The organism is Saccharomonospora azurea NA-128 (assembly GCF_000231055.2).
GTDB lineage: Bacteria > Actinomycetota > Actinomycetes > Mycobacteriales > Pseudonocardiaceae > Saccharomonospora > Saccharomonospora azurea.
In genome coordinates this window covers 701507-726450 of the sequence record NZ_CM001466.1, presented here as the reverse complement: position 1 = coordinate 726450, position 24944 = coordinate 701507, and the positions used below count along the sequence as shown (strand labels likewise).

Below are 24944 nucleotides of genomic sequence, written 5' to 3'. Positions count from 1 at the left end.
CACAGGAGCACAGGAGGTGGCCATGAGTCAGCTTCCCGTCGAGGCCGATGTCGTCGTCATCGGAGCCGGCATCGTGGGCAATTCGGTGAGCTACCACCTCGCGGACGCGGGGTGGCGGCGCATCGTACTGCTCGACAAGGGGCCGTTGCCGGATCCGGGCGGATCGACGGGACACGCGTCGAACTTCGTCTTCCCCGTCGACCATTCGAAGGAGATCACGGCGCTGACGGTCGACTCGCTGCACCAGTACGACAAGCTCGGTGTCCTCACCACGTGCGGCGGGTTGGAGCTCGCGCGGACGCCGGAGCGGGTCGACGAGCTGCACCGGCGCATGGCGTCGGCGCGTGCCTACGGGGTGGAGGCCGAGTTCGTCGACGCGGCGCGGGTGGGGGAGTTGGTGCCGTTCGTCGACACGAGCCTGGTGCGAGCGGGTTTCTGGACGCCTTCGGGCGGGGTGGTCGATCCGGTGGAGGCCGGGGCGTTGTTGCGGGGGCGGGCGAACGACCTCGGTGCGCTCACCGTGTCACCGAACACGGAGGTCACCGGCATCCGAGTCGAGGACGGGCGTGTGCGGGCGGTCGAGACGGATGCCGGTGTGATCGTCACCGACACCGTCGTGATCGCGTGCGGGGTGTGGAGTCCGCGCATCGCGGAGCTGGCGGGGGCGCGCATCCCGTTGTCCCCGGCCGTGCACCAGATGATCGACGTGGGCCCGATCCCGGAGCTGGAGAAGACGGGTGCGCAGATCGCCTACCCGCTGGTGCGGGACATGGACGCGATGATGTACGAGCGGCAGCGGGGCGCGGATCTGGAGATCGGCTCCTACGCTCACCGCCCGATCCTGCACGAGCCCGAGGATATCCCGTCGATCGCGGAGTCGGCCCTGTCGCCCACGCAGCTGCCGTTCACGGCTGAGGACTTCCGGACGCAGCTGGAGGATGCGCACGCGCTGGTCGGGACCCTTCTCGACACACCGCAGGCCGACGTGCGCCATGCCATCAACGGGTTGTTGTCGATCACGCCGGACGGTGCGCCCGTGCTGGGCGAGACGCCGGAGGTGCGGGGACTGTGGTCGGCGGCCGCGGTCTGGATCAAGGAAGGTCCCGGGGTCGGGCGCATGCTCGCGCAGTGGATGACCCACGGCGACACCGAGATCGATCTGCACGGCGCCGACATCGCGCGCTTCTACCCGCACCAGCGCACGCGGGCCGCCGTGCGGGCGCGCGCGGAGGAGGGGTTCAACAAGACCTACGGCATCGTCCACCCGCGAGAGCAGTGGGAGTCGGTGCGGCCGCAGCGCGTGTCCCCGTTCCATGCCCGGGAGACGGCGCTGGGCGCGGTGTTCTTCGAGGTCGGGGGATGGGAACGTCCGCAGTGGTACGGCGCGAACGAGGTGTTGCTGGAGGAGTACGGCGACCGGGTGCCGCAGCGCGAACACGAGTGGGACGCCCGCTGGTGGTCGCCGATCATCGAGGCCGAGCATCTCGCGATGCGCGAGCGCGGCGCGATGATCGACCTGTCGGCGTTCGCGCAGTTCGACATCGCCGGGCCGGGTGCGCTCGACTACCTGCAACACCTCGTCGTCGCCCAGGTCGACCGGCCCGTCGGGGCCCTGATCTACACGCCCGTGCTGACGCCCGGCGGCGGGTTCCGCAGCGACCTCACGATCGTGCGGCTCGGGCCGCGGCACTTCCGCGTGATCACGGGTGCGGCCGACGGGGCGCGGGACGCGTTCTGGTTCACGCGTCATCTGCCGGAGGACGGTTCCGTGGTGTTCACCGACGTCACGTCGGCCGTGTGCACGCTCGGGTTGTGGGGGCCGCGCGCCCGCGACGTGCTCACCACGGTGACCGACGACGACGTGTCGGACGCCGCGTTGCCGTTCGGGCGGGCGAAGCGTCTCACCGTGGACACTGTGGACGTGCTCGCGGTGCGCGTGTCGTACGTCGGTGAGTTCGGCTGGGAGCTCCACGCGCCGTTCGAGCAGGGGCAACGTCTCTGGGACGTCGTGGCGGCGGCGGGCGGCCTCTTCGGCATCGTGCCCGCGGGGATCGGGGTGTACGGCACCACGGGGCGGTTGGAGAAGGGATACCGGTTGATGGGGGCCGAGTTGGACTCCGAGCACGATCCCGTCGAGGCGGGGCTGGCGCTGCCGAAGGTGAAGACCGCCGACTTCGTGGGCAAGGACGCTTATCTGGCGGCGCGGGAGACGGGCCCGGCGGCCGTGCTCTGCACGCTCGACATGGGGGCGGCGCGCGACCACGTGGACGCCGACGGCGTCGTGCGCTATCCGCAAGGCGGCGAGCCGGTGCTCACGACCGGTGGCGAGCGCATCGTCGACCGCCGCGGACGGCCGGCGCAGGTGACGAGCGCCGGACCGGCGCCGTCGTTGGGCACCTACCTGTTGATGGCCTATCTGCCACGGGATCTCGCCGTCGAGGGCACACGACTGCTGGTCGAGTACCTCGGGCAGCGTTACCCGGTCACCGTGGCGCGCGCGGGGCGCACGCCGCTGTTCGATCCCGAGGACACGCGCCTGAAGGGCGGGTCGCGAGCTGCCCGGTGAGTGGGTCCTCTGCCAACCGGACCACCCGAACCGCCGCCCGCCTGCGCCGCGAGATCCAGGAGCCGGCCGATCGATACACAGCCGACCGCCGGCACGACGCGGCAGCAGTGTTATGTATAACGACCTATACGGCGGGGCGTCGGGCGGTCGGTTCGTACGGCGACGACGAACTCGCGTACGCAGGACGCGGACACGCGCGGGGTCACCAGGGGTTGTTGTCGGCCTCGTCGGGGTCGACACCGCCCGCGTGCCGCGGTGACGCCGGCCTGCCGGACTGCGTCGGCCTGGGCGGGCTCGGAGGGCCGCCGGTGGGGGCCGGGGAGCCGGAGGACGGCGCCGGGGGAGGAGGGGGCGTCGGCGCGGGTGGTGCGGGCGGGCCGTCGTCGGGGTCCTCGGGGTCGAAGCGCGCGCTGAGTGCTCCGAGCATGGCGGCGCGCGTTTGCCGGTCCTCGTCGCCGAGGACGTCGTCCATCACCTCGGCGACCCGCTCGGTGATTCCCGCCTGCGCCTGGCGCATGGTCGTGAGGACCATGCGCGCCAGCTCCTCGGGCGGGATCGTGCGGGTCTTGGCGCTGAACGCCAGATCCGACACCACGCCGTCGGCGCCGACCGTCACCCGCACCGTGCCGTCCGGGCTCGTGGCCGACAGCGTCAGCTGCTCGGTCCGCTCCTGCGCCGCCGCGTAGCGTTCGGCCTTGCGGGCGAACCCCGCGGCCCAGTCGTTCATCCGCCGGATCGCCTCGTCCGGATCTCGCATCGCCTCGCCGAGTCCACCGGCACCCGTCACGGTTCGTCCCCCTCGAATCCTGTGCCATCTCGTCCTCGACCCGAGCCCTCGCCTGTCGCGGGTCCATCGCGGCGTGAGCCCCGGCCGTCACGTTTTGATCAGTCCTACTTCGGCCGAGCCTGCCAATCCGGCCATGATTCGTGCGCGCCACTCGGCTTGTTCAGGTTCAAGAACCGATCGATGACCTCGTCGACGTGCTGCGCTGTGTAGTCACCGGGGTTCTCGCCGATATTGACGATCTCGTCGTGGACGTTCTTCCATTGCTTGAACTCCTGCTTGTCGCCACCGGGCCAGTCGAAGTCGGCGGAGAACCTGACGTCGTTGAGGAACTCCTTCCGCTCGGCGGGGTCTGTGATCGTGTCGGCTGCCGTCATGATCGGCTTGCCGAACTCGTCACGGATGTTCTTGTAGTACCCGGAACTCTTGTCGAAAGCCTCGCTCGGAGCCATCGGCGGCTCCATTTCGGGAATTCTGTTTCCCTGGCTGTCCAGGACGAAGTTGCCGTTGCTGTCCTTGACGAAATCGTCCGAGGGGAACCTGCCGTCGATTCGTTTCTCGATGGTGTCGAAATTGTTGACGACACCGCCGATGGACGAGTTCGGGGCGCCGGGGCCGAGTGGCAGGTTCTCGATGTTGCTGTTCATTCGATCGAGCTTCGCGGAGTACTCGTCGATCATGGAGTCCCGTTGCGGATGTCCGACCGGGAAACGGTCGTCCACCCAGGTTCTCAGGCTGTCGCGCATCGTCTGGAACGAGACGATGTGTCGTGCATGGACGTTCCCGCCCGAGTAGTCGGGGTTGTTCTTCTTCTGCGTCTTGATGTCCTTCAACGTGTCATTGTTGAAATCTGCCCGGTCCCACGGACCCGGTTGCTTCTTCGGCTTCTTGGCCGGCTGGGGATTCGCGCTGTTGCCGGCGCTCTTCTTCCGCTTGCCGCCCGGCTGCGCCGGGGTGTTCGCGCTGCCACCCGCGTTGTTCGCGTTGTGTTGGGCAGGCGAGTTGGTCGACGGCGGTTTGCTGCCGGACGAGTTGTTCGAGCACTTCATCAACCCCAGCGCGTCGCACTCGGAGAACGGGTCCGTGACGTAGGCGGTGGGGTTCGGCCCGGCCTCCATGCCCAGCGGGTCCTGACTGAGGTAGCGCGCGGTGACCGGGTCGTAGTACCGGAACACGTTGTAGTGCAGGCCGGATTCCTCGTCGGCGTACTGGCCGGGGAAGCGCAGCGCAATGGAGGTCGGCGCGGCGGGGGAGGGCGGGACCCGGCCCCACACGGACCGCCGCCCGACCCACGCGAGCGCACCGGCTTCGTCGACCAGTGCGGTCGGCGTGCCGAGCGCGTCGGTCACGACGGAGTGGAAGCGTTCGCCACCTGGGCCGCGTTCGAGCTGCGTCACCGGCGTGTGCTCGGTGGGGAGCCGCTCCCACGTCGTGCTCCGGGTGATGCCGTGCTCGTCGACGTGGATCTGCTCGATCAAGATCGTGCCGTCCCAGACGAACCGGACGGACTCGGCCACCGACCCGTCCGCCAGCAGCCGTTCCTTGGCGATCCGCCGTCCCAGCGGGTCGTAGCGGTAGCGCCACTGGTGGCCGTCCGGGGTGCGAAGGCCGGTGAGCAGCTCCCCGGTCCAGGAGTACTCCCAGATGCGCTCGCCACCGGGTGTGGCCTCGCGACAACGGATCCGGCGGCCCAGGGCGTCGTAGTCGAGTGCCAGGCCTGGGCTGCTCGACCAGGCCACCAGGTTCCCGGCCGGGTCGTACCGGAACGTGTCGCGGCCGTCGGTGACGATGCGTCCGGCGGCGTCGCGGGTCAGTGCGAGGTTGCCGGCGACCTCGTCCCGGAGTGCGGCCAGTTTGCCGTCGGCCTGGTATTCGAAGGCGCGACGCTGCAAGGGAATTCCGCCCGTCGAGAGTGTCTGCTCCTCGACGTGCTCGCCGGCACCGAACGACTGGGCCAGCACGCTGCGGCCGTCCGTGTCGCGCCGCACGATGCGGCCGTCGGCGTCGCGCAGGTACCGCACGGCGTGGCCCTCGGTGCGGAGCGTCACCGGCCGATCCGACTCGTCGAACGACCACTCGCTCTCGACCCCGGAGGGGGTTCGCCGGCGGATGGTGTTCCGCTCGGCGTCGTAGGCGAAGGTCACGGCCAGGCCGTCGACCACCTCGCGAACGACGCGACCGTCCTCGTCACGCTCGAACTCCACCACGGAGTCCGCGGACGTCACCCGCACGACCTCTCCCACCGGGTCGTAGTCGTAGCGGGTGCTGCCGTGCGGCGTGCGCAGCTCGACGAGGTTGTCGAGCAGGTCGTAGCCGTACTCGACGACCTGGCCGTCGGGCTGGGTGGCTCGGACCACCTGACCTGCCGCGTCGTGCTCGTAGGTCCAGACCCGGCCGTCGAAGTCGGTCTGGCCCGCGAGCCGGCCCGCGGCGTCGTAGCGGTAGCTCCAGATTCTGCCGAGCGGATCGGTGACGGACACCAGCCGCAGTTCCGTGTCGTATCGGTACTCGGTGCGGGCCCCCGCCGGGTCGACCTCGGCGGTGAGCAGATCGAAGGGACCGTACTCGCGCCTGGTGACGTGGCCCAGTTCGTCGACGTGCGCGATCTCGTTGCCCTCGCCGTCGTACTGCCACACCGCGCGCGCTCGGTGCGGGCTGATCCGCGTCGCGCGCGCCCCGTCGACCGTCCAGCCGAGCAGGACGCGTCCACCTCCGGGGCTCGGGATCGAGCGAGGCCTGCCGAACTGGTCGCGGTCCTCCTCGCCACCCGGGAGCGGTCCGGGCGTGGGGACGGCCGAGACGTCGAGCGCGGTGGCGACGCCGACCGGCTCACGCACCGGGTCGGGGGCGGTGTCGGTGTAGTGCCCCGTCCAGGTCCTCCCGTTCTCGACGACGGTGAACGACGTCAGCGTGTCGTCGGAGTGGTCGAGCGACACGACGCTGCCGTCCGGGCGGGTGATCGACACCGGAAGGCCGTCGGCGTCGTAGTCGTACCGGGTCACGCGGCCGAGCGGATCGGTGCGGGCGAGCAACTGGTTGTAGCCGTTCCACTCGAAGGCGGTCACGTTGCCCAGAGGGTCCGTCTCGCGCACGGTCTGGTGTGCCTCGTTGAGCTCGTACACCGTGGTGCGGCCGAGGGAGTCGGTGTGCGTGGTGACGCGACGCTCGGTGTCGTAGACGAAGACGCCGTCGAGGAATCCGTCGGTACCCACGGTGCGCACGCACCGTCCCGCCGAGTCGTACACGTAGCGGTACCAGACGCCGTTGCGGTCCTGCCAGCCCGTGACCCGACCGTGGGGGTCGTAGTCGAAGCGCTGTGGGCCGTTCGAGGAGTTCACGACATCGGTCAGCCTGCCGTGGCCGTCGTAACGGTATCGCATCACGAGGACGTCGGGAAGGCCGCCGGTGCCCAGGACGGCCAGCTCGGTCACCCGGGATCCCTCCACCCGGAAGCCCATCCGAACCCCGCTGGAGTGGGCCAGTACCGCGGGCGCTCCCGCCTCGTCGTAGGTGAGCTCGCTGCGCTGGCCGTCGGGGCCCTCCACGGCCCGCAGCGGCAGGACCGACCCTGATCCCGCGAACTGCAGGGTGTGGCGTGCCGGACGCTTCTCGAGCGTCCAACGGCCGTCGGCGTGGCGGGACAACGGCCACCGTGGCCCTGCCTCGGGCAGCGCGGAGGCCGTCGGGGACGGCAGGGGATAGGTCAAGATCATGCCGTCGGGAGCGAAGTAGCGGACGGTCTCGCCGCGGATCTCCAAGCGCTGGTCCAGTGTGGACGACCAGGACGGGCCGAACCAGCGGCCTTCGCGGTAGGACGAGACGTGGGTGCGTTCGAGGGCGGGGAGCGGCAGATCGGGCAGCGTGAGGTCGATCTGTGCCACGATCACTTCACCGGTGGCGACGTCCACCGGGTCGCCCGCGCAGTTGCGGTCGTCGGCGGAGACGTTGGTGTTCCTGGTGTCCTGCCCGCTGCTCGGCGTGGTGTTGCCGGGCCTCGACTGTTGTGGCGGTGGCGTCGACGATCCGGACGTGGTGGTGTCGGTCGTCCCGGAATCGGACCTCGGCTGGTGGTCGGGCCGGGGGCTTCCACCTCCGGAACCGCCGCGTTCGCCACTCGTCCCGCCGAAGCCGCTCGGCGTGGTGTTGCCGCCCTCCACCGAGCGCGGGTTGCCGGGGTCGCCGGACTTGATCTTCTTCAGTGTCGTGGACGCTTCCCGGAACTTGTCGCCGAGCTTCGCCAGGAGCGGCCCGAGCTTCCCCATGGCCTCGATCAGCTTGGTCGTCAGGTCGGTGATCTTCAACGCGGTCTTCGACACCGCGTTGACGACCTGAGGGACGACCCAGGTCAGGCCGATGCCGAGAGTGAACACCACCTGGAGGGCCCAGCTGATTAGGCGTCCGACGAGCTCGGCGACGATGTCGCGGACCAGTGTCCGCACCGCCGCCACCACTTCACCGGCGGTCGCGATGCCACTGCCGGCGCCCTCGGCCGCGGACTGCGCCGCCTGCAGCAAGGTCGCGGTGTCGGCGCCGCGCTGACGGTAGGTGTCCGCGGCCGGGCCGGTCCACGTCGTCGTGTCCTCGTCGACGGCCTTGAGCAGGTCCGCGCTGATCGACGCGAGCTCCGTGCCCACGTTCTGCCACGTCTCCGCGTGCGAGCTGATCACGTCGGGATCGCCGGTCAGCGCGTCGAGCGCGTCGGACAGCGGGCCGACGTGTTCCAGCAACCAGCCCACGCCCGCGGCCAGGATCGAGCCGAAGGGGTCCAGCACCGTGCCGAGCATGTCCAGGCCGGTGCCCACGACACCCATCACGCCCGCGGCCCAGTCGCCGCTCTCGATGGCCTGCTTGGTGTCGAACACCGACTCCAGCAACGGGATACCGGAGTACGCCTCGGTCGAATCCTGCACCTCGGCGATCAGCGGGTTGCTCACCGGTGGCTCCCCCCCTAGGAGTCGGTCGATCGCGACCATCGAAAATGGGCAACAAGGGCCGTCCGGGCATTTCGGAAATGACCTGGTGGCAGGGTCAGCGGCTTCAGGCGGTTCTGATCGTCGTGGAATCGAGGGCTCGCTCGAAGCCGGTCATCGGTCGTTCGTTCGAGGCGTCCGCGTCGCGATACGACTCGCCCGCCTTGCGAATGTTGTCCGCGAGCACGGCGACGCCTTCCACGGCGGCCTCCAGCGCGGCGACCCCGTCGTCCTCCATGGGATTGATGATCGGTGGCAGGAAAGCGCACAGCAGCCCGTAGGCGCTGTCGTCCATGCTGACCGTGCGGGCCGCGTCGACAGCGGTGTCCAGGCGATCACTGATTCCGTCGAGATGACTGGCATGCGCGACGAGGTCTTCAGGCACGACGTCGAACGACATGTGTGATGCCCCCCAGGGTCACGTTCAGGTGCCGGCACTGTCGCTGACGCCCTGGAAAAAGAATAGCAGTGCCGACGACAGTGCCACGGTGGTGATTTGCCGTGGCGTCGATCCGTGCGTAGGGAGAATATGGTCAGCGCGCGGCCGAAGTGATGGCGTACTCCGTGCCGTTCCTGCCCGCCGCGGAGTGCTGGGTCGCACGGCCGGGCCGGGCGTCGTGGGTGACCGACGACAGCCGTTGGTTGTATAACGACCTATACCCGTGGGGCTGGGGCGAACACGCGTACATGAAATGCGAACACGCGTGCGCGGGACGCGGACACGGCTGTGTGGGTGGGATGTCCGAGTCGGTGTGTGCACTCCCGAGGTGAGGCGGCACACTGTGGGTCGGACAACATCGTGATCATGACAGAGGAGTGTGGGGTCCATGTCGGCGAGCAACGCCGACCGGCTCGCTGAGTCGGTGAACAAGGTGTCGGTGGGCCGGGTGTACGACTACCTGCTCGGTGGGACGCACAACTACGCGGTCGACCAGGCGTTCGCCCAGGAGCAGCTTCGGCTGCTGCCCGACATCCGCGACTTCGCCCGGTCGAACCGCGCCTTCCTGAAGCGGGCGGTGCGCTACGCCGTCGAGCAGGGGGTCCGCCAGTTCGTCGACATCGGATCGGGTCTGCCGACGCAGGGCAACGTCCACGAGGTCGCCGACGAGATCGCGCCCGGCGAGTGCAGCGTCGTCTACATCGACAACGAGCCGATCGCGCAGGCGCACGCCGAGATCCTGCTGGAGAAGACGGCCGACCCGAACCGGCACCGGGCCATCGACGCGGACTTCTTCGACGGTGCGTTGCTGTGGCAGCGGGTGCTCGACACCGGTGTCATCGACGAGACGAAGCCGATCGCACTGCTCGTGGTGGCGCTGTTGCACTTCATGCCGCCCGAGACGGACCCGGGGCGCGTGCTGGCCTACTACCGTGAGCGCCTGCCCGAGGGAAGCCTGCTCGCGCTGTCGCACATCCACGTCGATCCGTCCGACACCGAGACGATCGAGGTGTCGAAGAAGCTGACCGAGTCGTACGCGAAGAAGACCAACAGCCCGGCGATGCCGCGTCCCCGCGAGGAGATCGCCGCGTTCTTCGACGGCCTCGACATGGTGGAGCCGGGCCTGGTGTGGCTGCCGGAGTGGCGTCCCTCCGGTGAGGACCCGTACAACGAGGAGCCCGCGCGGTCGAGGGGCCTGGCGGGAGTGGCCAGGAAGCGATGAGCAGTCCGATACCGCAGTCCGTGGACGTCCTGCGGTACGCGGCGTTCACGACCACGCCCGACGGAGGCAACCCGGCGGGCGTGGTGTGCGACGCCGCCGGACTCGACGACGCGCGGATGCTGGCCGTGGCGGCCGAGGTCGGCTACTCGGAGACCGCCTTCGTGACCGAGCAGGACGTGGCGCGACGGTGGTTCGAGGTGCGGTACTTCAGTCCCGCGGCGGAGGTCGCCTTCTGCGGCCACGCGACCGTCGCCACCGCCGTGGAACTGGGCCGTCGGCTCGGCCCGGGACGACTCGTGTTCGCCACCCGCGCCGGCGAGGTGCCCGTCGAGGTCGCCGCGGCCGGTGACGATGTCCCGCAGGCCACGCTCACGAGCGTGCCGACCTCGTCGCGCGTGGCCGACGACGCGGTGGTGGACGCGGCCCTGTCGGCACTGCGTTGGTCGCGGACGGACCTCGATCCCCGGTTCCCGCCGCACGTCGCGTTCGGCGGCAACGACCATCTCGTGCTGGCCGCGGCCTCGCGGGAGCGGCTCGCCGCGCTGCACTACGACGTCGACGCGCTCGGCGACCTCATGCGGGCACAGGGGTGGACGACCGTGCACCTGTTCTGCCCCGGTGCCGACGGCGGCTTCCACGCCAGGAACCCGTTCCCGGTCGGCGGGGTCGTCGAGGACGCCGCGACCGGCGCGGCCGCGGCGGCGTTCGGCGGTTACCTGCGCGGACTCGGACTCGTCACCGCCCCCACGACCTTCCTCGTCCACCAGGGCGAGGACATGGGACGCCCGAGCGAGTTGCGTGTCACGGTCGATCCGGACGACGCTCGAGTGCGGGTGAGCGGTCAGGCGGTCGCTATCCCCGCCTGACCGTTCCTCACGCGTCCTGTGGGTAGTGCCGCAGCTCGACCACGTTGCCGTCCGGATCACGCACGTAGATCGACTGTCCGGTGCCCCGGGCACCGAAACGGGGCACCGGGCCCTCGTCGACGGTGAAGATCCCGGAGCCGACGACCTCTCGCCAGTCGATCGGTGCGACGACGAGACACAGGTGGTCGACATTGGACTCGCCACGCGGACCGCGCACCAGATCGATGATCGTCCCTTGGTCGATCCGCACCGAGGGGAACGGGACCTCACCGGCCCGCCACGCGTCCACCCGCACGGGTGCCAGTCCGAGGACCCCGACGTAGAAGGCGAGCGAACGTTCGACGTCCGCGACGTTGAGCACCAGGTGGTCGAATCCGGTCACCCGCACCGCACTCATCGGGTCTCCCGGGCGACGGCCTGGCGGAGCCAGTCGGTGAAGAGTGCCCGGTCGATGTCGGAGACGTCGACGAGCTTCACCGATGCCATGGTGCGCGCACCGGCGTGCAGCCGGTGCGAGGGGTCGGCCACCTCCTGGCCCCGCCAGAGTCCGAACGTGACGGAGGAGGAGTGTGCCTTCACCAGGCACACGGGTTTGCGGCCGGGGCGCTCGCCCAGGCTCCACGTCGGGTGGCCGTGCCAGAGTGCACCCGTCGTCTCGGGCAGTGTGTCGTCGATGAGCGAGCACACCTGTTCGGCGATCGGCCGCAGGGGCGACGGCAGTGCGCTCACGTAGTCGGAGACGGTGGTCATGGAAACTCCTCGGGAGTCGGGTGATTCCGGCGTTGTGCCGGTGCCTTCTGTGGTGTCGACGGTGGTCTGTGCGGGGATCCGAACCAAGGTGTGATCGCGCTACGATCGTTGATCTTGATTCAACGATGTGGGGTGACATGCTCGAACGGCACGAGCTGGAGACGTTCCTGACGCTGGCCGAGGAGCTGCACTTCGGCCGAACGGCGCAGCGGTTGCACGTCACCACGAGCCGGGTGAGCCATGTCGTCAAGAAGCTCGAGCGGCGGATCGGTGCGTTGCTGTTCGAGCGCACGAGCCGTCGGGTGCGGCTGACCCCCATCGGGCAGCGGCTGGCCGACGACCTCACCCCGCTGGTCGACGGCATCGAGGAGGCGTTGCGCCGGGCCACCGACGCGGGCCGCGGCGTGTCGGGAGAGTTGACGGTCGCCTTCCTGGGCGAATGGGGAGCGCCGGTGGTCAGCGCCGCAGCGAACGTGTTTCTGCGGCGGCATCCGGACTGCGCCGTGCGCGTGGTGGAGGTGCAGCTCTCCACCAGCAGGTCGAGCCTGGTCGACGGTTCGGTCGACCTCCTACTGGCGTCGTACCCGTTCGACGGCATGGCGCACGGTCCTGTGCTGCTGACCGGGCGCAGGCTGCTGGCCGTGGCGGCGCACCACCCGCTCGCGCGTCGGAAAGCCGTGTCGCTGGAGACGCTGGGTGATCACCCGATGGTGCAGTACCCGGCCGTGACGTCGGCTGCGTTCAAGCGTGACCGCACTCCCGACCGGACGCCGTCGGGACGGCCGGTTCCCCGGGGTCCGGAGGGGACGACCTTCTCCGAGATGCTGTCGCTCGTCGCGCTCGGTCAGGGAGTGCTGCCGGTCGGGGAGGAGACGCGACGCTACCACCCGCGACCGGACCTGGTGTACGTGCCGATCGAGGACGCTCCACCCATCGAACGCGGTTTCGTCTGGTCGGAGTCCCGAGCGACCGCGCGGGTGAGGGAGTTCGTGCGCGGGGCCACCGAGGCCGTCCTGGGTGGCAGCGGTGAGTGAGCAGCGCTCTGTGGAAAAGCGGCCTCGACGGGCAGACTGGCCGACGTGAACTGTTCTCCCCTGGTCCTGCCGTCCACCGCGCCGACGTTCGGTGACGTGTGCCTTCGGGCGTTCGACGACCGTGACGTGGACATGCTGAGGGATCTGTCGACCGATCCGTACGTACCGACCATCGGCACGCTGCCCGGCCACGCCGACCGCGAGGAGGCCCTCGCCTACATCGCCCGGCAGCACGAGCGCCTGCGTACGCGGGCGGGGTATTCGTTCTGCGTCGCGGACCGGAACACCGACGAGGCGCTCGGTGCCGCGGGCCTGAACTTCACGGCGCCCGCCGCCGGCAGGGTGAGCGCGGGGTACAGCGTCGCTCCGCGCAGCCGGGGCCGCAACGTGGCGGGGGAGGCGCTCACCGCCCTCACCCGGTTCGCCTGGACACTGCCCGAGCTGTTCCGGGTCGAGCTCTACATCGAACCGTGGAACGTCGCGTCCGTCCGCACGGCCGAGTTCGCGGGCTACGAGCGTGAAGGGTTGCTCCGCAGTCACCAGGAGATCGGGGGCAGGCGCGTGGACATGCTGCTGTACGCGGCGATCCGGCCCGATGCGGGGGCTAGCGGCTCGGGGGAAGCCTGACCTCGCTCGGTTCGCGGTCGGGGCGCAGTCCCCGCCACGACGGGTGCCGCAGTCTCCCGTCGCCGGTCCACTGCCGGTGCTCGACCTCGCCCACCAACACGGGTTCCACCCACTGCGTGTGCCGGGAACGGTCGCGCGGGACGGGCGTCGCGAAAGGACTGGTCGGACGTTCGTGCGGGCGCAGGCGGGTGAGCAGGTCCGCCAGCGCGGCCTCGGTGAACCCGGTGCCGACGTGGCCCACGTACACCAGGTCGCCGTCGGCGTCGTGGGCGCCGAGCAGGAGTGCCCCCAGCGTGCCCGCGCGACGGCCTTCGCCGCGCACCCAACCGCCGATGACGACTTCCTGGGTGACTCGCAGCGGCGTCTTGATCCAGCTGCGGGAGCGCATGCCCGGCCGGTACGTCGAGCCCAACCGTTTGGAGACCACTCCCTCCAGTCCGTGTTCCGCGGCGACGGCGAGCAGTTCGGCACCGGAGACCTGTGTGTAGTACTCCGGGGTGCGGATCGTCGGTGGCGCCGACAGTCCGAGGGCGGTGAGCCGTTCCCGGCGCAGGTGGTAGGGCAGCTCGTGCAGCTCCTCGCCGTCGACGACGAGGAGGTCGAAGACGTAGTAGTGCACGGGCGCGTCGCTGAGCAGCCGCGGTGTGGGGGCGTGGACGTGCATGCGCGACTGGAGCATCCCGAAGTCGGGGCGGCCCGCCTCGTCGAGTGTCACGAGCTCGCCGTCGAGCAGGAGCGTCTGCCGGGTGAGGCCGGTCAGGGAGTGCAGTTCGGGATAGCTCGGGGTGATGTCGCGGAGGTTGCGCGAGTGGGCGCGGACCTCGGGTCCCGCGACACCCACGATCGCGCGGACACCGTCCCACTTCCACTCGTAGGCCCAGTCGTCGCCCTCCGGCACGTCGCCGGACACGGCGAGCATGGGCGAACGTGGTGGGGGCAGGGCCATTCCCTCATGCTCGGTGCGTCCCGGGGTGGCCGCACCCGTACGTCCCGGCCAGGGTGACCACCGATCGCGGCGTGTCCGGCGTTCGGGTGTGGGTCCTGATGGCGGTAGCGCGATACGTCCGAAAGCATCATTACCGAGCGGATTGACTCGATTACAGTACAGCTCCGGCGCGATCGAGGGGGAGGTCCGATGAGGCGAGGTGCGACGGGGTGGAGAGCCGTCTCGGCGGCGTTGCTGGCGGCACTGTCCACCGCGGTGATGATGCTGACCCCGATCGAGAGCGACGCGGCGACGCGCGGGGAGCTGTCGGTGCGGGTCCTGTCCGGACGTGCCGACATGGTCACCGCGGGAGACGCGCTGATCCAGGTCACCGGCTCGCGCGGCGTGCCGCCCTCGGCGGTGAGGGTGCGCCTCAACGGGGCGGACGTCACCGGCCGGTTCGCGGTGGATCGGCGGGCTCGCACACTCACCGGCCACGTGACCGGCCTACGCGAGGGCGACAACACCCTGGTGGCGTCGGTGCCGGGGCGGGGTCGGCCGCGCGCCGAACTGGTGCTCACCAACCACCCGGCGCAGGGGCCGGTGTTCTCCGGTCCGCACCAGCAGCCGTTCGCGTGTGAGACGGCGACCTTCCGGCTGCCGGTCGTCGGCGGAACGCTCGGGGAGCCGGTCGACGAGGACTGTTCGATCGAGACCAGGGTCGACTACTTCTACCGCACCACGGGTGGCGCGTTCGCCCCGTGGCCCGAGGACGCGACCGCGTATCCCGACGACCTGGTCCGGACGACGACGTCGGTGGGTCGTCGCGTGCCCTACGTGGTGCGGATGGAGACCGGGACGCTGAACCGCGGCATCTACCAGATGACGGTGTTGCACGACCCGCTGCGGGAGTCGGAGCCCGGCCCGGCCGCGCGGCCGGCGGGGTGGAACGGGCGAGTGATCTACACGCTCGGGGGCGGCTGCACCCGCGGCTGGTATCGGCAGGGCAACACCACCGGCGGCGTCACCGACGATTTCATGCTCAGCCGCGGTTACGGCGTCATGTCGTCGTCGCTCAACGTCTACGGTGCGAACTGCGCCGACGTCACGGCGGCGGAGACGGCGATGATGGTGAAGGAGCGGTTCGCCGAGCGGCACGGTCCGATCGAGCACACCATCGGTTTCGGGTGTTCGGGCGGCGCGTACCAGGCGCACCAGATCGTCGACAACTACCCGGGGATCTTCGACGGCATCGTGGTGGGCTGCTCGTTCCCCGAGGTCGGGTTCGGGACGGTCAACTTCATCACCGACGCGTGGCTGCTGCACGAGTACTTCACCGGCAGCGATCTCGAGTGGACGGAGGAGCAGAAGCGCGCCGTCACGGGTTTCCTGCGGTACGAGACGGCGCCGAACGTCGCCGTGGGCGCGCGCCGGATCTCGCCGACGGCCTTCTGCGACATGGTGCCGGTCGCCGAGCGGTATCACCCGGAGACCAATCCCGGCGGTGTGCGCTGCGGGGTGTACGACCACGCGGTGAACGTGTACGGGCGGGACCCGGAGACCGGGTTCGCCCGGCGTCCGCTGGACAACGTGGGTGTCCAGTACGGATTGAAGGCACTCAACGACGGCGCCATCAGTGTCGAGGAGTTCCTCGACCTCAACGCGCGGGTGGGTGGTTTCGACGACGACGCCAACCTCGTGCCGAGGCGGACGGAAGGGGACCGGCAGGCCATCCGCATCGCCTACCGGACCGGTCGGCTCACCAACGGCGGCGGCGGGCTCGGCACGGTGCCGATCATCGACTACCGCGCCTACACCGACGACCTGCCGAACGGTGACATCCACGTGCGATACCACACGTTCTCGATCCGGGAGCGGTTGCGGGAGGCCAACGGTTCGGCCGCCAACCACGTGAGTCTGCTGGAGGACAACCGCTACGGCGGGTTCAGCACCCGCAGTCCGCTGCTGCGCAGCGCCGTCGTCGACATGGATCGTTGGTTGACTGCGTTGGGGAAGTCGGGTTCGGCTCCTTTCGACGTCGAGGAGATCGCCGAGGCGAAACCCGCGTCACTGCGGGAGGGCTGCTACTCCCGTGACGAGGAGCCCGTTTTCGTCGCGCAGCCCTTGGATCGCGACCCGGCGAGCGAGTGCGAGCAGTGGTACCCGTCGGCGTCCTTCCCGCGGGAGGTCGCGGGGGAGGGTGTGAAGGCCGACCTCGTCAAGTGCAGTGTGAAGGCCGTGGACCCGGCGGACTACGACGTCGAGTTCACCGACCGGCAGTGGCGGCGCTTGCGGGCGATCTTCTCCGACGGGGTGTGCGACTACTCCCGTCCGGGTGTGGAGCAGCAGGGTCTGATGGACACCTGGCTGCGGTATCCGGTGGTGGGAGTCGTGCAGGAGACCGAGGACGCGCCTCAGAGCACGGACTGGTAGATCCGGGCGTAGCGGTCGGCCATCATCTCGACGTCGAACCGCAGCTCGGCTTCCCGGCGGCAGTCGTGCGGTGAGAGTTCGCCGACCCGGCCGATGGCGTCGGCGAGGCCCTCGACGTCGTCGCACACGTAGCCGGTGCGGCCGTGGGTGACGACCTCGGGCACCGAGCCGCGGCGGAAGCCGACGACGGGGGTGCCGCAGGCCATGGCCTCGACCATGACGATGCCGAAGGGTTCCTCCCAGCTGACCGGGAAGACGAGGCACCGGGCGCTCTGCAGCAGTTCCGCCTTGCGGGCGCGGTCGGCTTCGCCGAGCCATTCGACGCCGGGCCCGAGCAGCGGCGCGATCTCGCGTTCGAAGTAGGCCTTCTCCTCGGGTTCGCGGCATTTCGCGGCGATCTTGAGGTGGATGCCCGCGCGGCGGGCGGCGGCGATGGCCTGGGGGATGCCCTTCTCGACGCAGGCGCGGCCGAGGAAGAGGGCGTAGTCCTCCTTGTCCTCGCGGAACGGGAACCGGTCGACCCGCACGGCGTTGTGGACGGTGCCGACCCAGTTGAGGTCGGGGGCGAGCCGTCGCTGTGCGTCGGAGACGGCCACCAACTGCACGCTGTCGCCGAGTCCGCGGTAGTACCGGCCCATCTCGCCGTTCACGGGTCCGTGGGCGGTGAGAACGGTCGGCATGCTGCGGCCGCGGGCCATGAGGGGGCCCGCGAGGCTGTGGTCGTGGACGACGTCGGGGTCGATCTTCTCGATGATGTCGGTCAGTTCCGCGGCGTGGGTGACCTCGGGAAGGACCTGGCCGAGGCGGTCCTCGTTGGGTGTGTCGTAGGTGGGGACGAAGTCGGCGGGGGTGCCGTTGCGTCCCACGCCGACGAGCGTGAGGTCCACTCCGCGGAGGGCGAGCTGTTCGATGAGATCGCCGGCCATGGCTTCGATACCGCCGTAGGCGCTCGGGGGGAGCTCGAACCAGGGGGGCGCGATCATGGCAATTCTGGGTTGACTCATGTTGGCCCCAATTCCCGTGGGGCGTGGGGGCAAACGGTGGGGTGTCGAAAGTCCTTCGACCTAATGAACGATTTCGATCTCCGAGGGCAGGTGTCCGACCCGGACGCCGCTTCCCTTCGCTTCGATGGAAATGCGGCTTCCCCCGAGTGGAACGTCGTCGATCAGTAACGCTCCGAATGATTCCGGTAACGCAGGGGAAACGCGGAGTCTGCGGTGGGGGAGTGAGGGCTGGAACCGCAGCAGGGTGCGGAGCAGGTGCACGGGGGCGGCGGAGGCCCACGCTTGCGGGGAGCAGGAGGTGGGGTAGGGGACGGGTGTGTCGTACTCGCTGCGGTCGAAGCCGCACATGAGTTCGGGCAGCCGTCCGTCGAAGGCGCGGGCGGCGTCGAAGACGGCCACCGCGACGCGTTGGGCGTGCTCGACGAAGCCGTAGCGCATGAGTCCGGCGGCGATGATGGCGTTGTCGTGGGGCCAGACCGATCCGTTGTGGTAGCTCATCGGGTTGTAGGCGCCCATGTCGGAGGCGAGCGTGCGGATTCCCCAGCCGTTGAACATCTGCGGGGACAGCAGAGAATCGGCGACGGACGCGGCGCGGGTGTCGTCGACGATTCCGGTCCACAGACAGTGACCGATATTGGACGCAACGGAGTCGATGGGGCGTTTGTCGCCGTCGAGTCCGAGAGCGTAGCGGCCGAGTTCGGGTATCCAGAACTGTTCGTTGAATCGTTTTTTGAACTCGGCGGCGCGTTCGCGCCAGTGGCGGTTTCCGTCGTGGTCGCCGAAGTTCTCGGCCAGTTCGGCTCTCGCCACGAAAGCGGCGTAGACGTAACCCTGGACCTCGCACAGCGCGATGGGGGAGCGGGCGATGGTGCCGTCGGCGAAGTTGACGCCGTCCCAGGAGTCCTTCCAGCCCTGGTTGACGAGGCCGCGGTCGGTGGCGCGGTGGTACTCGACGAAGCCGTCACCGTCGCGGTCGCCGTAGTGGTCGATCCAGTCGAGTGCGCGGTCGGCGTTGGGGAGCAGCGCTTCGACGCGGTCCCTGCCGATTCCCCAGCGGCTGAGTTCGCCGAGCAGCATGACGAACAGCGGTGTGGCGTCCGCGGTGCCGAAGTAGATGTGGCTTCCGCCGAGGGCGAGGGAGGCGTCGGCGCCGAACCGGACCTCGTGGAGGATGCGGCCGGGCTCCTCCTCGCTGTCCGGGTCCACGGTGGACCCCTGGTGGTGGGCGAGGGTCTGGACGGTGCCGAGGGCCAGGGCGGGGTCGATGGCCAGTGACATGAGGGACGCCAGCAGTGAGTCCCGGCCGAACAGGGCCATGAACCACGGGGCGCCCGCGGCGATGGCGACGTCGTCGGGCCGGTCGGGGTTGAACATGCGCAGCGCGCCGAGGTCCTCGCGGCTGCGTTGCAGGGTGTGGGCCAGTGAGCGGTTGTCGGAGTAGCGCAGCACGGGGCTTCCCTCGCGCCAGCGGCGGGCGAGGACGGCGGGGCGGGAGTGTTCGACGGGGCGTTCCCGGGGAAAGAGCGGGACGATCGGGGTTCCGTCGATCACGGGCAGCGCTCCCACGGAGGCATACCATTCCTGCCCGGCCGGCACGACGACGCGGAAGGTGACGCGGTCGCGCGAGTATTCGGCGGCGCTGCCGTCGAGGGTCTGCCCGGTGATGCGCACACCGCGGCTGGAGGAGTCGAGGTAGCGCGCCAGGTGCAGGCCGGTGCCGGTGACCTCGACCGCGTGGTGGCCCTTGTCCCGGATCCGGCCGGCCTTGACCTCGAACACGTCGGCGAAGTCGGCGGTGACGCGCACGCTCACCGTGCACGTCACGTTGGTGCGCCCGTAGTTGCGGAGGATGAGGTCCTCGCGCATGCCGCCGCCGATGTAGCGTTCGCGGCGCACCAGCAGGGAACTCTCGGCTTCGCCGTCGCCGGAGTGGGCGCGCCCGACGAACCGCGCGTGGAACGGTTCGGGCACCTGCACGGTGATCGGTTCGACGGGTCTGCCGTCGATGCGCAGGTTCCAACCGGACAGGATGCGGGTGTCCTGGTAGAACGTCCCCTCGGCGATGCCGCCGCCGAACTCGCCGTCGTCGCCGCACACGCAGAACGACGTTCCGTGGACGAGGGTCACCGCCATGCCAGGACCTCCTCGGCGTGGTCGTTCCAGATCACGTCCGCGGGGGTCAGTGCTCGGGGCCTTCCTGCCACTCGTACACGCCCGCACCGAGGGCGTAGGACAGATGACCGCCGAGCGCGCCGCCCGTCGCGACCGCGGCCAGTCCCAGTGCACTCCACAGCATCCCCGCGCTGTGGGAGCCCCGTGACCGGCAGCGATGCGACGTAACGTAACACGCCTGAGCGGCCACGTTGGCCGTCAAGTGCAGGAGGCCGACGCGTCGTTGCACCGTGGACAGGCGGGAGTACTCCGCCAGTCCGGTGACGACGGCGGCCGGAGCGGTGAGTGCTCCGATTCCGATGAGTCGGCGCGCGGCTTCGCGGTCGCCGAGGGCGTCGAATGCGGCGGAACACACCCAGGCGCCGATGGGCACGGTGACGATGAGGGGATGGGCGGGGTGTCCGATCCAGGAGCCGCGCAGGGCCTTGTCCAGGACGTTGCCCCGGAGGACGCGGCGGAGGCGGTGGGCGAGTTTCTCGGCCACACCGTCGAGTCGGTCGACGGATTCGGAGGCACGAAGAAGTCGTGGGAGCATCATTCCCGCTGTGGTACCCGTTGCGGCGGTGGTCAATCGGCGGTCACGAACCGGGGTCGAGGTTCGGCCGGTCCGGTGATGGCGGCGGTGCGGCGATCACGCAGCGGGAATGACCGGAACGAGTGATGTGTATAACGCCCTATACGCCAGGCTGTGGGCGCCGCCGCGCATCCGGTGAGCTGCTTACGCTTGCCCTGTTTCTCGACGGGTATGCCAAGGAGCATGGGGCTGGAGAATGTCTGGGTCGCCACGCTCACCGACGGCCTGATTCGTGCCGACTACATCGCGGGTATCGAGACGCATCAGACGCCGGCGCTGACGGGGAAACCCTCGCGCTGGCTTCTCGACGTGACGCTCACCGTGTCGGCGGGCAGCGGCACGAAGGACAGCTGGGAGGTCTCCCACCTGCATCGCACGCTCGCCCAGACCGACGTGTATCCGGCCCAGGCGGCCGAGGAACTCGCGCGCAGGTTGCACCGATTGCGGCGGGACGGTGCGGCGGGAGTGTTGCGGACGTATGTGCGCTACGAGGAGCTGAGTTTCGAGTTCTCCTACTTCGATGCCGGTGAGGCCGCCGAGTAGCCGGATTCCGCGAGTGCGCGGCTCAGGGCGACGAGGGCTCGTGCGCCCGGTCCACCGGTCGGCGCGCCCAGTAGCTCGCCAACACGGAGCCGGAGACGTTGTGCCACACCGAGAACAGCGCCGCGGGCAGGGCCGCGAGTGGGGCGAAGTGCGCGGTGGCGAGGCTGGCGGACAGGCCGGAGTTCTGCATCCCGACCTCCACGCTCACCGCGCGGCAGACGGTCTCGTCGAGGCGTGCGGCCTTCGCGGTGAGATAGCCGAGCAGCAGTCCCAGTCCGTTGTGCACGATGACGGCCGCGATCAGCAGGAGTCCGCTGGTGGCGACGACGGGGGCGTTGGCGCCGACGATGCCCGCGACCACCAGGACGACGCCGGTGACCGACACGAGGGGAAGGTACGGCGTCACCCGCTGCACCAGGCGACCCGCGAGCGCGCGGACGACCAGGCCCGCGACCACGGGCACGAGCACCACCTGCACGATCGAGGAGAACAGGTCGCCGAATCCCACGGGAAGGTCCGAACCGGCCAGCCACAGCACCCACAGCGGGGTGAGCAGGGGCGCCAGGAGTGTCGCGACGGAGGTGAGTGTCACCGAGAGGGCGACGTCGCCGCGGGCCAGGTACACGATGACGTTCGACGCGGTGCCGCCGGGGGCCGAGCCCACCAGCACCATCCCGACCAGCAGCAGTCCGGTCAGCCCGAACACCCAGCTCACCGTGAGCGCCAGCAGCGGCATGATGACGAACTGCGCGCTCAGGCCGAGCAGCACGGCCCAGGGGCGGCGGAGGACGAGGGCGAAGTCGCTGAGCCTGAGGGTCAGGCCCATGCCGAACATGATGACGCCGAGCAGGATCGGCACGGAACCGGCGAGGACGGCCGTCTGGTCCGGCAGGGCCAGCCCGACCAGGCCACCGATCACGACGAGGACGGCGAACCATCGGCCGGCGAGGTCGGCGAGTGTCGCCACCGGACCACGTCGGGTGCTCATGATCCCCCTTTGGCGTCGCCACGGCAGGAGCCACACTCTACGGCGCGCGGCACGGGCGGTGAACCCCGTGCAGTGTGGATCACCCCGGCCACGCGGCGAGGGCGGGATGCCGTGGGACGAACACCGTCGGGCGCACGACGAGCTCCTGGTGGACGGTGGCGGGCCGACCGGTCAGGACGGCTCGGGTCGGGGTGTGGCGTCGCGGCGGACGAACTGGAGCGCGCGCGGAGGTGACAGCCGCGGCCGAAGACTCCGGAGGTGTTCCGACAGGAGTCGCCGGGCGCCGCCGTGGGTACTGCGCTGTCGTGGAGGTGGAGCGGATGATCGAGACGAGCCGGGTGATGCCCGCGCGACCGGAGCGGGTCTTCGCCGTGCTCGCCGACGGGTGGAGTTACGCGGGTTGGGTGGTGGGCAACGCGCACATCCGGGACGTCGACGAGTCGTGGCCTGCCGAGGGCAGCCGCATTCACCACAAGGCTGGGGCGTGGCCGTTGCAGGTGCCGGACATCTCGCGGGTGACCGCCGTGGAGCCGGGGCGCATGATCGAGCTCGAAGCGCGGCTGTGGGTGCTCGGTCGGGCGCGCGTCCGGGTCGAGCTGGAGCCGGCGGGTGACGAGCGCACGAAGGTCACGATCTCGGAGGAGGCCATCGAGGGGCCGGCGCGGTTGCTTCCGGTGCCGGTGCAGGCGCTGTATCTGAAGCCGCGCAACAGCGAGGCGTTGTCGCGGTTGGAGGACATCGTCGTGCACCGGGGACCTCGCCGCGACGGGCCCGGCGAGACGCCGAGGTCGGGGGGCGGGCGAGTGTAGGGTCCCGCCCAATGGGTACGCCAGAGGCCGTGGAGGCAGCGGGGTCGAGCGGCGGCGTCGAGGACACGGTGGACGCCGTGGTCGTGGGTGCCGGGCAGAACGGTCTGGTGGCCGCGAATCTGCTGGTCGACGCGGGCTGGGACGTGCTGGTGCTGGAGGCCACACCGTTCGTCGGGGGAGCCGTTCGGACCGCGGAGTTGACCGAGCCCGGTTTCCGGCACGACGTGTTCAGCGCGTTCTATCCGATGTCGGTGGCCTCGCCGATCATGCGTGGACTGGACCTGGAGCAGTACGGGTTGCGTTGGTGTCACGCGCCCGCCGTGCTCGCGCACGTGTTGCCCGACGACCGGGTCGCCGTGCTGTCCCGGGATCTGGAGCGGACGGTGGAGTCCGTGTCGTCGTTCGACGTGCGGGACGGTGACGCGTGGCGTGGGCAGTTCGACGAGTGGCTGCGGATCCGGGAGCCGTTCCTCGATCTGCTGTTCACGCCGTTTCCGCCGGTGCGCGCGGCGGCGCGGTTGGCGCGGGTCCTGGGCTTGGGGGACGGGCTGCGGTTCGTGCGGATGCTCGCGACTCCGGTGAGCACGCTCGGCATGGAGACGTTCCACGGTGACGGTGCGCGGTTGCTGCTCGCCGGGAACGCGTTGCACAGTGATCTCGGCCCGCACGCCACGGGGAGTTCGGTGTTCGGTTGGCTGCTCGGGATGCTCGGTCAGGACATGGGGTTCCCGGTGCCCGAGGGCGGGGCCGGGGGTCTGGCCGATGCCCTGGCCACGCGGTTGCGCACGCGTGGGGGCCGGATCGCGTGTTCGCGGCCGGTGACCCGGGTGGTGGTGGCCGGTGGGCGGGCGCTCGGGGTGCGGGACGCGCACGGAACGCTGGTGCGGGCGCGGCGGGCGGTGTTGGCGGATGTACCCGCGCCGCTGCTCTACCGGGACCTGGTGGGGGAGGAGCACCTTCCGGCCCGGTTGGTGTCCGATTTGGATCGGTTCCACTGGGACGACTCGACGGTCAAGGTGGACTGGGCGCTCTCCGGGCCGATTCCGTGGAGCAACCCGGAGGCCGCCGGCGCGGGGACGGTGCACCTCGACAGTGATCTCGACAGTCTCGCCCGGTACAGCGCGGAGCTGTCGACGGGCCGGGTGCCCGCCGAGCCGATGCTCGTGCTGGGACAGATGACCACGAGTGATCCCACGCGCTCCCCGGAGGGCACCGAGTTGGCGTGGGCGTACACGCACGTGCCGCAGGGAGTGGAGTGGGACGATGACCGGTTGCGGCGGTTCGTCGATCGGATGGAGAGCATCGTGGAGCGGCACGCTCCCGGGTTCGCCGGGCGGATCCGCCGCCGGCACGTGATGGGCCCGGCGGATCTTCAGCGGGAGCAGCCGGGTCTCGTCGGAGGTGCCATCAACGCGGGCACGGCGGCGCTGCACCAGCAGCTGGTGTTCCGTCCCGTGCCCGGGCTCGGCCGCTCGGACACGCCGATCGACCGGCTGTTCCTGGCGGGGGCGTCAGCGCATCCCGGTGGTGCCGTCCACGGAGGACCGGGGGCCAACGCGGCGAAGGCCGCGCTCGCGCGTACCGGCCGGCTCACCGGCGTGGGATACGGGCGGCTGATGCGGTCTTTGCACGCGAGGCTGTACCGGGACTGATCCGGGCGCGGGTGGGGTCTCGGGTGGTGACGGGTGTCGGAACGTCCGCAGCGGGTACTCGGCGGCCATGCTCGGCACCGACACCGCTGACCTCGTTTTCGCGACCTACCTGAACGATCACCATGCGGCCGCTGTCGGCGGGGCGGAACTCGCCCGGCGGCTGGCGTCCGAACAACGCTCCTCCGCGCACGCGTCCGAACTCCGCGCGTTGGCCGAGGAACTCTCCGACGATCTCCGCACGGTGCGGCGGGTGATGGCGGATCTGGAGGTTCCCGTCCGCGCGTACAAGGCGACCGCGGCGTGGGCGGTGGAGAAGCTCGGTCGGCTCAAGTTGAACGGCCGGTTGGTGGCGTCGTCTCCGTCGAGCCCGGTGCTGGAGTCGGAGCTGATCGCGATGCAGGTGACGGGCAAGGCGGGACTGTGGCGGAGTCTGCGGGTGCGGGCGGCGCGGGACGGCAGGCTGGACCCGGCCGAACTGGACGAACTCGTCGCGCGGGCCGACCGGCAGCGGGAGACGGCGTCGCGGTTGCACGACCGGTTCGCGGAGGCTGCTTTCGCGTGATCCGGCGAACGGAGTAGTCGCGAA

The 24944-nt window shown here is 70.0% G+C and carries 20 protein-coding genes; 10 read left to right on the top strand and 10 right to left on the bottom strand.

The genetic code is table 11. The features are described from left to right. Positions 1-22: 22 nt before the first annotated feature. Entirely contained in the window at positions 23-2566 is a 2544-nt protein-coding gene (locus SACAZDRAFT_RS03435) for a GcvT family protein (protein WP_005438732.1), read from the top strand. A 202-nt stretch (positions 2567-2768) separates the two neighbouring features. Here the strand turns inward: SACAZDRAFT_RS03435 and SACAZDRAFT_RS03430 are convergent, their stop codons facing one another. From SACAZDRAFT_RS03430 to SACAZDRAFT_RS03420, 3 genes are all read right to left on the bottom strand, one after another. Beyond that, positions 2769-3353 carry a YbaB/EbfC family nucleoid-associated protein gene (locus SACAZDRAFT_RS03430; RefSeq protein ID WP_005438731.1) on the bottom strand — a complete coding sequence of 195 codons (585 nt, stop codon included), beginning with the start codon at positions 3351-3353 and terminating at the stop codon, positions 2769-2771. A 104-nt stretch (positions 3354-3457) separates the two neighbouring features. After that, complete coding sequence (locus tag SACAZDRAFT_RS03425; RefSeq protein WP_005438729.1) at positions 3458-8284, bottom strand: DUF6531 domain-containing protein; 4827 nt, start codon at positions 8282-8284, stop codon at positions 3458-3460. A 103-nt stretch (positions 8285-8387) separates the two neighbouring features. Beyond that, positions 8388-8720 (bottom strand): type VII secretion target, encoded by a 333-nt coding sequence (locus tag SACAZDRAFT_RS03420; RefSeq protein ID WP_005438727.1) that lies wholly within the window; start codon positions 8718-8720, stop codon positions 8388-8390. A 427-nt stretch (positions 8721-9147) separates the two neighbouring features. Between SACAZDRAFT_RS03420 and SACAZDRAFT_RS03415 the strand changes: the two genes are divergently transcribed. Together SACAZDRAFT_RS03415 and SACAZDRAFT_RS03410 are read left to right on the top strand one after the other, a co-directional pair. Then, a complete protein-coding gene (locus SACAZDRAFT_RS03415; protein ID WP_005438724.1) occupies positions 9148-9981 on the top strand; it encodes an SAM-dependent methyltransferase in 834 nt (277 codons plus the stop codon). Further along, a complete protein-coding gene (locus tag SACAZDRAFT_RS03410) occupies positions 9978-10847 on the top strand; it encodes a PhzF family phenazine biosynthesis protein (protein ID WP_005438723.1) in 870 nt (289 codons plus the stop codon). The genes SACAZDRAFT_RS03415 and SACAZDRAFT_RS03410 overlap by 4 nt, the downstream gene beginning before the upstream one ends. A gap of 7 nt (positions 10848-10854) precedes the next feature. Here the strand turns inward: SACAZDRAFT_RS03410 and SACAZDRAFT_RS03405 are convergent, their stop codons facing one another. Both SACAZDRAFT_RS03405 and SACAZDRAFT_RS03400 read right to left on the bottom strand, forming a co-directional pair. Next, positions 10855-11244, bottom strand: a complete 390-nt coding sequence (locus tag SACAZDRAFT_RS03405) for a VOC family protein (protein ID WP_005438722.1) — start codon at positions 11242-11244, stop codon at positions 10855-10857. Then, on the bottom strand, positions 11241-11597 hold the full coding sequence (locus SACAZDRAFT_RS03400; protein ID WP_005438721.1) for a DUF1801 domain-containing protein: 357 nt from the start codon (positions 11595-11597) through the stop codon (positions 11241-11243). Before SACAZDRAFT_RS03400 ends, SACAZDRAFT_RS03405 begins: the two co-directional genes overlap by 4 nt. A 137-nt stretch (positions 11598-11734) precedes the next feature. Here SACAZDRAFT_RS03400 and SACAZDRAFT_RS03395 point away from each other — a divergent pair, with 137 nt between their 5' ends. Next, positions 11735-12631, top strand: a complete 897-nt coding sequence (locus SACAZDRAFT_RS03395) for a LysR family transcriptional regulator (protein WP_040927652.1) — start codon at positions 11735-11737, stop codon at positions 12629-12631. Between the two features lie 45 nt (positions 12632-12676). Next, positions 12677-13258 carry a GNAT family N-acetyltransferase gene (locus SACAZDRAFT_RS03390; RefSeq protein WP_005438719.1) on the top strand — a complete coding sequence of 194 codons (582 nt, stop codon included), beginning with the start codon at positions 12677-12679 and terminating at the stop codon, positions 13256-13258. Here SACAZDRAFT_RS03390 and ligD read toward each other — a convergent pair. Beyond that, on the bottom strand, positions 13236-14204 hold the full coding sequence (gene ligD / locus SACAZDRAFT_RS03385; protein ID WP_005438718.1) for a non-homologous end-joining DNA ligase: 969 nt from the start codon (positions 14202-14204) through the stop codon (positions 13236-13238). The genes SACAZDRAFT_RS03390 and ligD overlap by 23 nt on opposite strands. A gap of 189 nt (positions 14205-14393) precedes the next feature. Between ligD and SACAZDRAFT_RS03380 the strand changes: the two genes are divergently transcribed. Continuing rightward, positions 14394-16616 carry a DUF6351 family protein gene (locus tag SACAZDRAFT_RS03380; protein WP_005438717.1) on the top strand — a complete coding sequence of 741 codons (2223 nt, stop codon included), beginning with the start codon at positions 14394-14396 and terminating at the stop codon, positions 16614-16616. Here SACAZDRAFT_RS03380 and SACAZDRAFT_RS03375 read toward each other — a convergent pair. From SACAZDRAFT_RS03375 to SACAZDRAFT_RS03365, 3 genes are read right to left on the bottom strand one after another with little or no spacing between them, the layout of a single operon-like run. After that, complete coding sequence (locus SACAZDRAFT_RS03375) at positions 16598-17620, bottom strand: glycosyltransferase family 4 protein (RefSeq protein ID WP_005438716.1); 1023 nt, start codon at positions 17618-17620, stop codon at positions 16598-16600. The two genes, SACAZDRAFT_RS03380 and SACAZDRAFT_RS03375, sit on opposite strands and share 19 nt — an antisense overlap. 60 nt (positions 17621-17680) lie before the next feature. Then, complete coding sequence (locus tag SACAZDRAFT_RS03370; RefSeq protein ID WP_005438715.1) at positions 17681-19753, bottom strand: amylo-alpha-1,6-glucosidase; 2073 nt, start codon at positions 19751-19753, stop codon at positions 17681-17683. 46 nt (positions 19754-19799) lie between these two features. Continuing rightward, positions 19800-20330 carry a DUF2231 domain-containing protein gene (locus SACAZDRAFT_RS03365; protein ID WP_005438714.1) on the bottom strand — a complete coding sequence of 177 codons (531 nt, stop codon included), beginning with the start codon at positions 20328-20330 and terminating at the stop codon, positions 19800-19802. 219 nt (positions 20331-20549) lie between these two features. On the opposite strand from SACAZDRAFT_RS03365, the gene SACAZDRAFT_RS03360 reads away from it, so the two are divergent. After that, positions 20550-20909 carry a hypothetical protein gene (locus SACAZDRAFT_RS03360; RefSeq protein ID WP_005438713.1) on the top strand — a complete coding sequence of 120 codons (360 nt, stop codon included), beginning with the start codon at positions 20550-20552 and terminating at the stop codon, positions 20907-20909. Positions 20910-20931: 22 nt separating this feature from the next. Here the strand turns inward: SACAZDRAFT_RS03360 and SACAZDRAFT_RS03355 are convergent, their stop codons facing one another. Further along, a complete protein-coding gene (locus SACAZDRAFT_RS03355; protein ID WP_005438712.1) occupies positions 20932-21897 on the bottom strand; it encodes a bile acid:sodium symporter family protein in 966 nt (321 codons plus the stop codon). 320 nt (positions 21898-22217) lie between these two features. Between SACAZDRAFT_RS03355 and SACAZDRAFT_RS03350 the strand changes: the two genes are divergently transcribed. The 3 genes from SACAZDRAFT_RS03350 to SACAZDRAFT_RS03340 all read left to right on the top strand — a co-directional run bounded on the left by SACAZDRAFT_RS03350 (position 22218) and on the right by SACAZDRAFT_RS03340 (position 24920). Beyond that, positions 22218-22706, top strand: coding sequence for an SRPBCC family protein (locus tag SACAZDRAFT_RS03350; protein WP_005438704.1), 489 nt, complete (start codon positions 22218-22220; stop codon positions 22704-22706). A gap of 11 nt (positions 22707-22717) precedes the next feature. Continuing rightward, on the top strand, positions 22718-24358 hold the full coding sequence (locus tag SACAZDRAFT_RS03345) for a phytoene desaturase family protein (RefSeq protein WP_005438702.1): 1641 nt from the start codon (positions 22718-22720) through the stop codon (positions 24356-24358). A gap of 67 nt (positions 24359-24425) precedes the next feature. Continuing rightward, on the top strand, positions 24426-24920 hold the full coding sequence (locus SACAZDRAFT_RS03340; RefSeq protein WP_005438700.1) for a hypothetical protein: 495 nt from the start codon (positions 24426-24428) through the stop codon (positions 24918-24920). The last annotated feature ends 24 nt before the right edge of the window (positions 24921-24944 follow it).

What these genes read in the sequence shown, in the direction of transcription:
- ligD (WP_005438718.1), bottom strand. Translation starts at nt 14,204, where the DNA reads ATGGCCCTGCCCCCACCACGTTCGCCCATGCTCGCCGTGTCCGGCGAC.
- SACAZDRAFT_RS03360 (WP_005438713.1), top strand. Translation starts at nt 20,550, where the DNA reads ATGGGGCTGGAGAATGTCTGGGTCGCCACGCTCACCGACGGCCTGATT.
- SACAZDRAFT_RS03375 (WP_005438716.1), bottom strand. Translation starts at nt 17,620, where the DNA reads ATGAGTCAACCCAGAATTGCCATGATCGCGCCCCCCTGGTTCGAGCTC.
- SACAZDRAFT_RS03345 (WP_005438702.1), top strand. Translation starts at nt 22,718, where the DNA reads ATGGGTACGCCAGAGGCCGTGGAGGCAGCGGGGTCGAGCGGCGGCGTC.
- SACAZDRAFT_RS03415 (WP_005438724.1), top strand. Translation starts at nt 9,148, where the DNA reads ATGTCGGCGAGCAACGCCGACCGGCTCGCTGAGTCGGTGAACAAGGTG.
- SACAZDRAFT_RS03340 (WP_005438700.1), top strand. Translation starts at nt 24,426, where the DNA reads ATGCTCGGCACCGACACCGCTGACCTCGTTTTCGCGACCTACCTGAAC.
- SACAZDRAFT_RS03410 (WP_005438723.1), top strand. Translation starts at nt 9,978, where the DNA reads ATGAGCAGTCCGATACCGCAGTCCGTGGACGTCCTGCGGTACGCGGCG.
- SACAZDRAFT_RS03435 (WP_005438732.1), top strand. Translation starts at nt 23, where the DNA reads ATGAGTCAGCTTCCCGTCGAGGCCGATGTCGTCGTCATCGGAGCCGGC.
- SACAZDRAFT_RS03355 (WP_005438712.1), bottom strand. Translation starts at nt 21,897, where the DNA reads ATGAGCACCCGACGTGGTCCGGTGGCGACACTCGCCGACCTCGCCGGC.
- SACAZDRAFT_RS03350 (WP_005438704.1), top strand. Translation starts at nt 22,218, where the DNA reads ATGATCGAGACGAGCCGGGTGATGCCCGCGCGACCGGAGCGGGTCTTC.
- SACAZDRAFT_RS03380 (WP_005438717.1), top strand. Translation starts at nt 14,394, where the DNA reads ATGAGGCGAGGTGCGACGGGGTGGAGAGCCGTCTCGGCGGCGTTGCTG.
- SACAZDRAFT_RS03395 (WP_040927652.1), top strand. Translation starts at nt 11,735, where the DNA reads ATGCTCGAACGGCACGAGCTGGAGACGTTCCTGACGCTGGCCGAGGAG.
- SACAZDRAFT_RS03370 (WP_005438715.1), bottom strand. Translation starts at nt 19,753, where the DNA reads ATGGCGGTGACCCTCGTCCACGGAACGTCGTTCTGCGTGTGCGGCGAC.
- SACAZDRAFT_RS03405 (WP_005438722.1), bottom strand. Translation starts at nt 11,244, where the DNA reads ATGAGTGCGGTGCGGGTGACCGGATTCGACCACCTGGTGCTCAACGTC.
- SACAZDRAFT_RS03420 (WP_005438727.1), bottom strand. Translation starts at nt 8,720, where the DNA reads ATGTCGTTCGACGTCGTGCCTGAAGACCTCGTCGCGCATGCCAGTCAT.
- SACAZDRAFT_RS03365 (WP_005438714.1), bottom strand. Translation starts at nt 20,330, where the DNA reads ATGATGCTCCCACGACTTCTTCGTGCCTCCGAATCCGTCGACCGACTC.
- SACAZDRAFT_RS03400 (WP_005438721.1), bottom strand. Translation starts at nt 11,597, where the DNA reads ATGACCACCGTCTCCGACTACGTGAGCGCACTGCCGTCGCCCCTGCGG.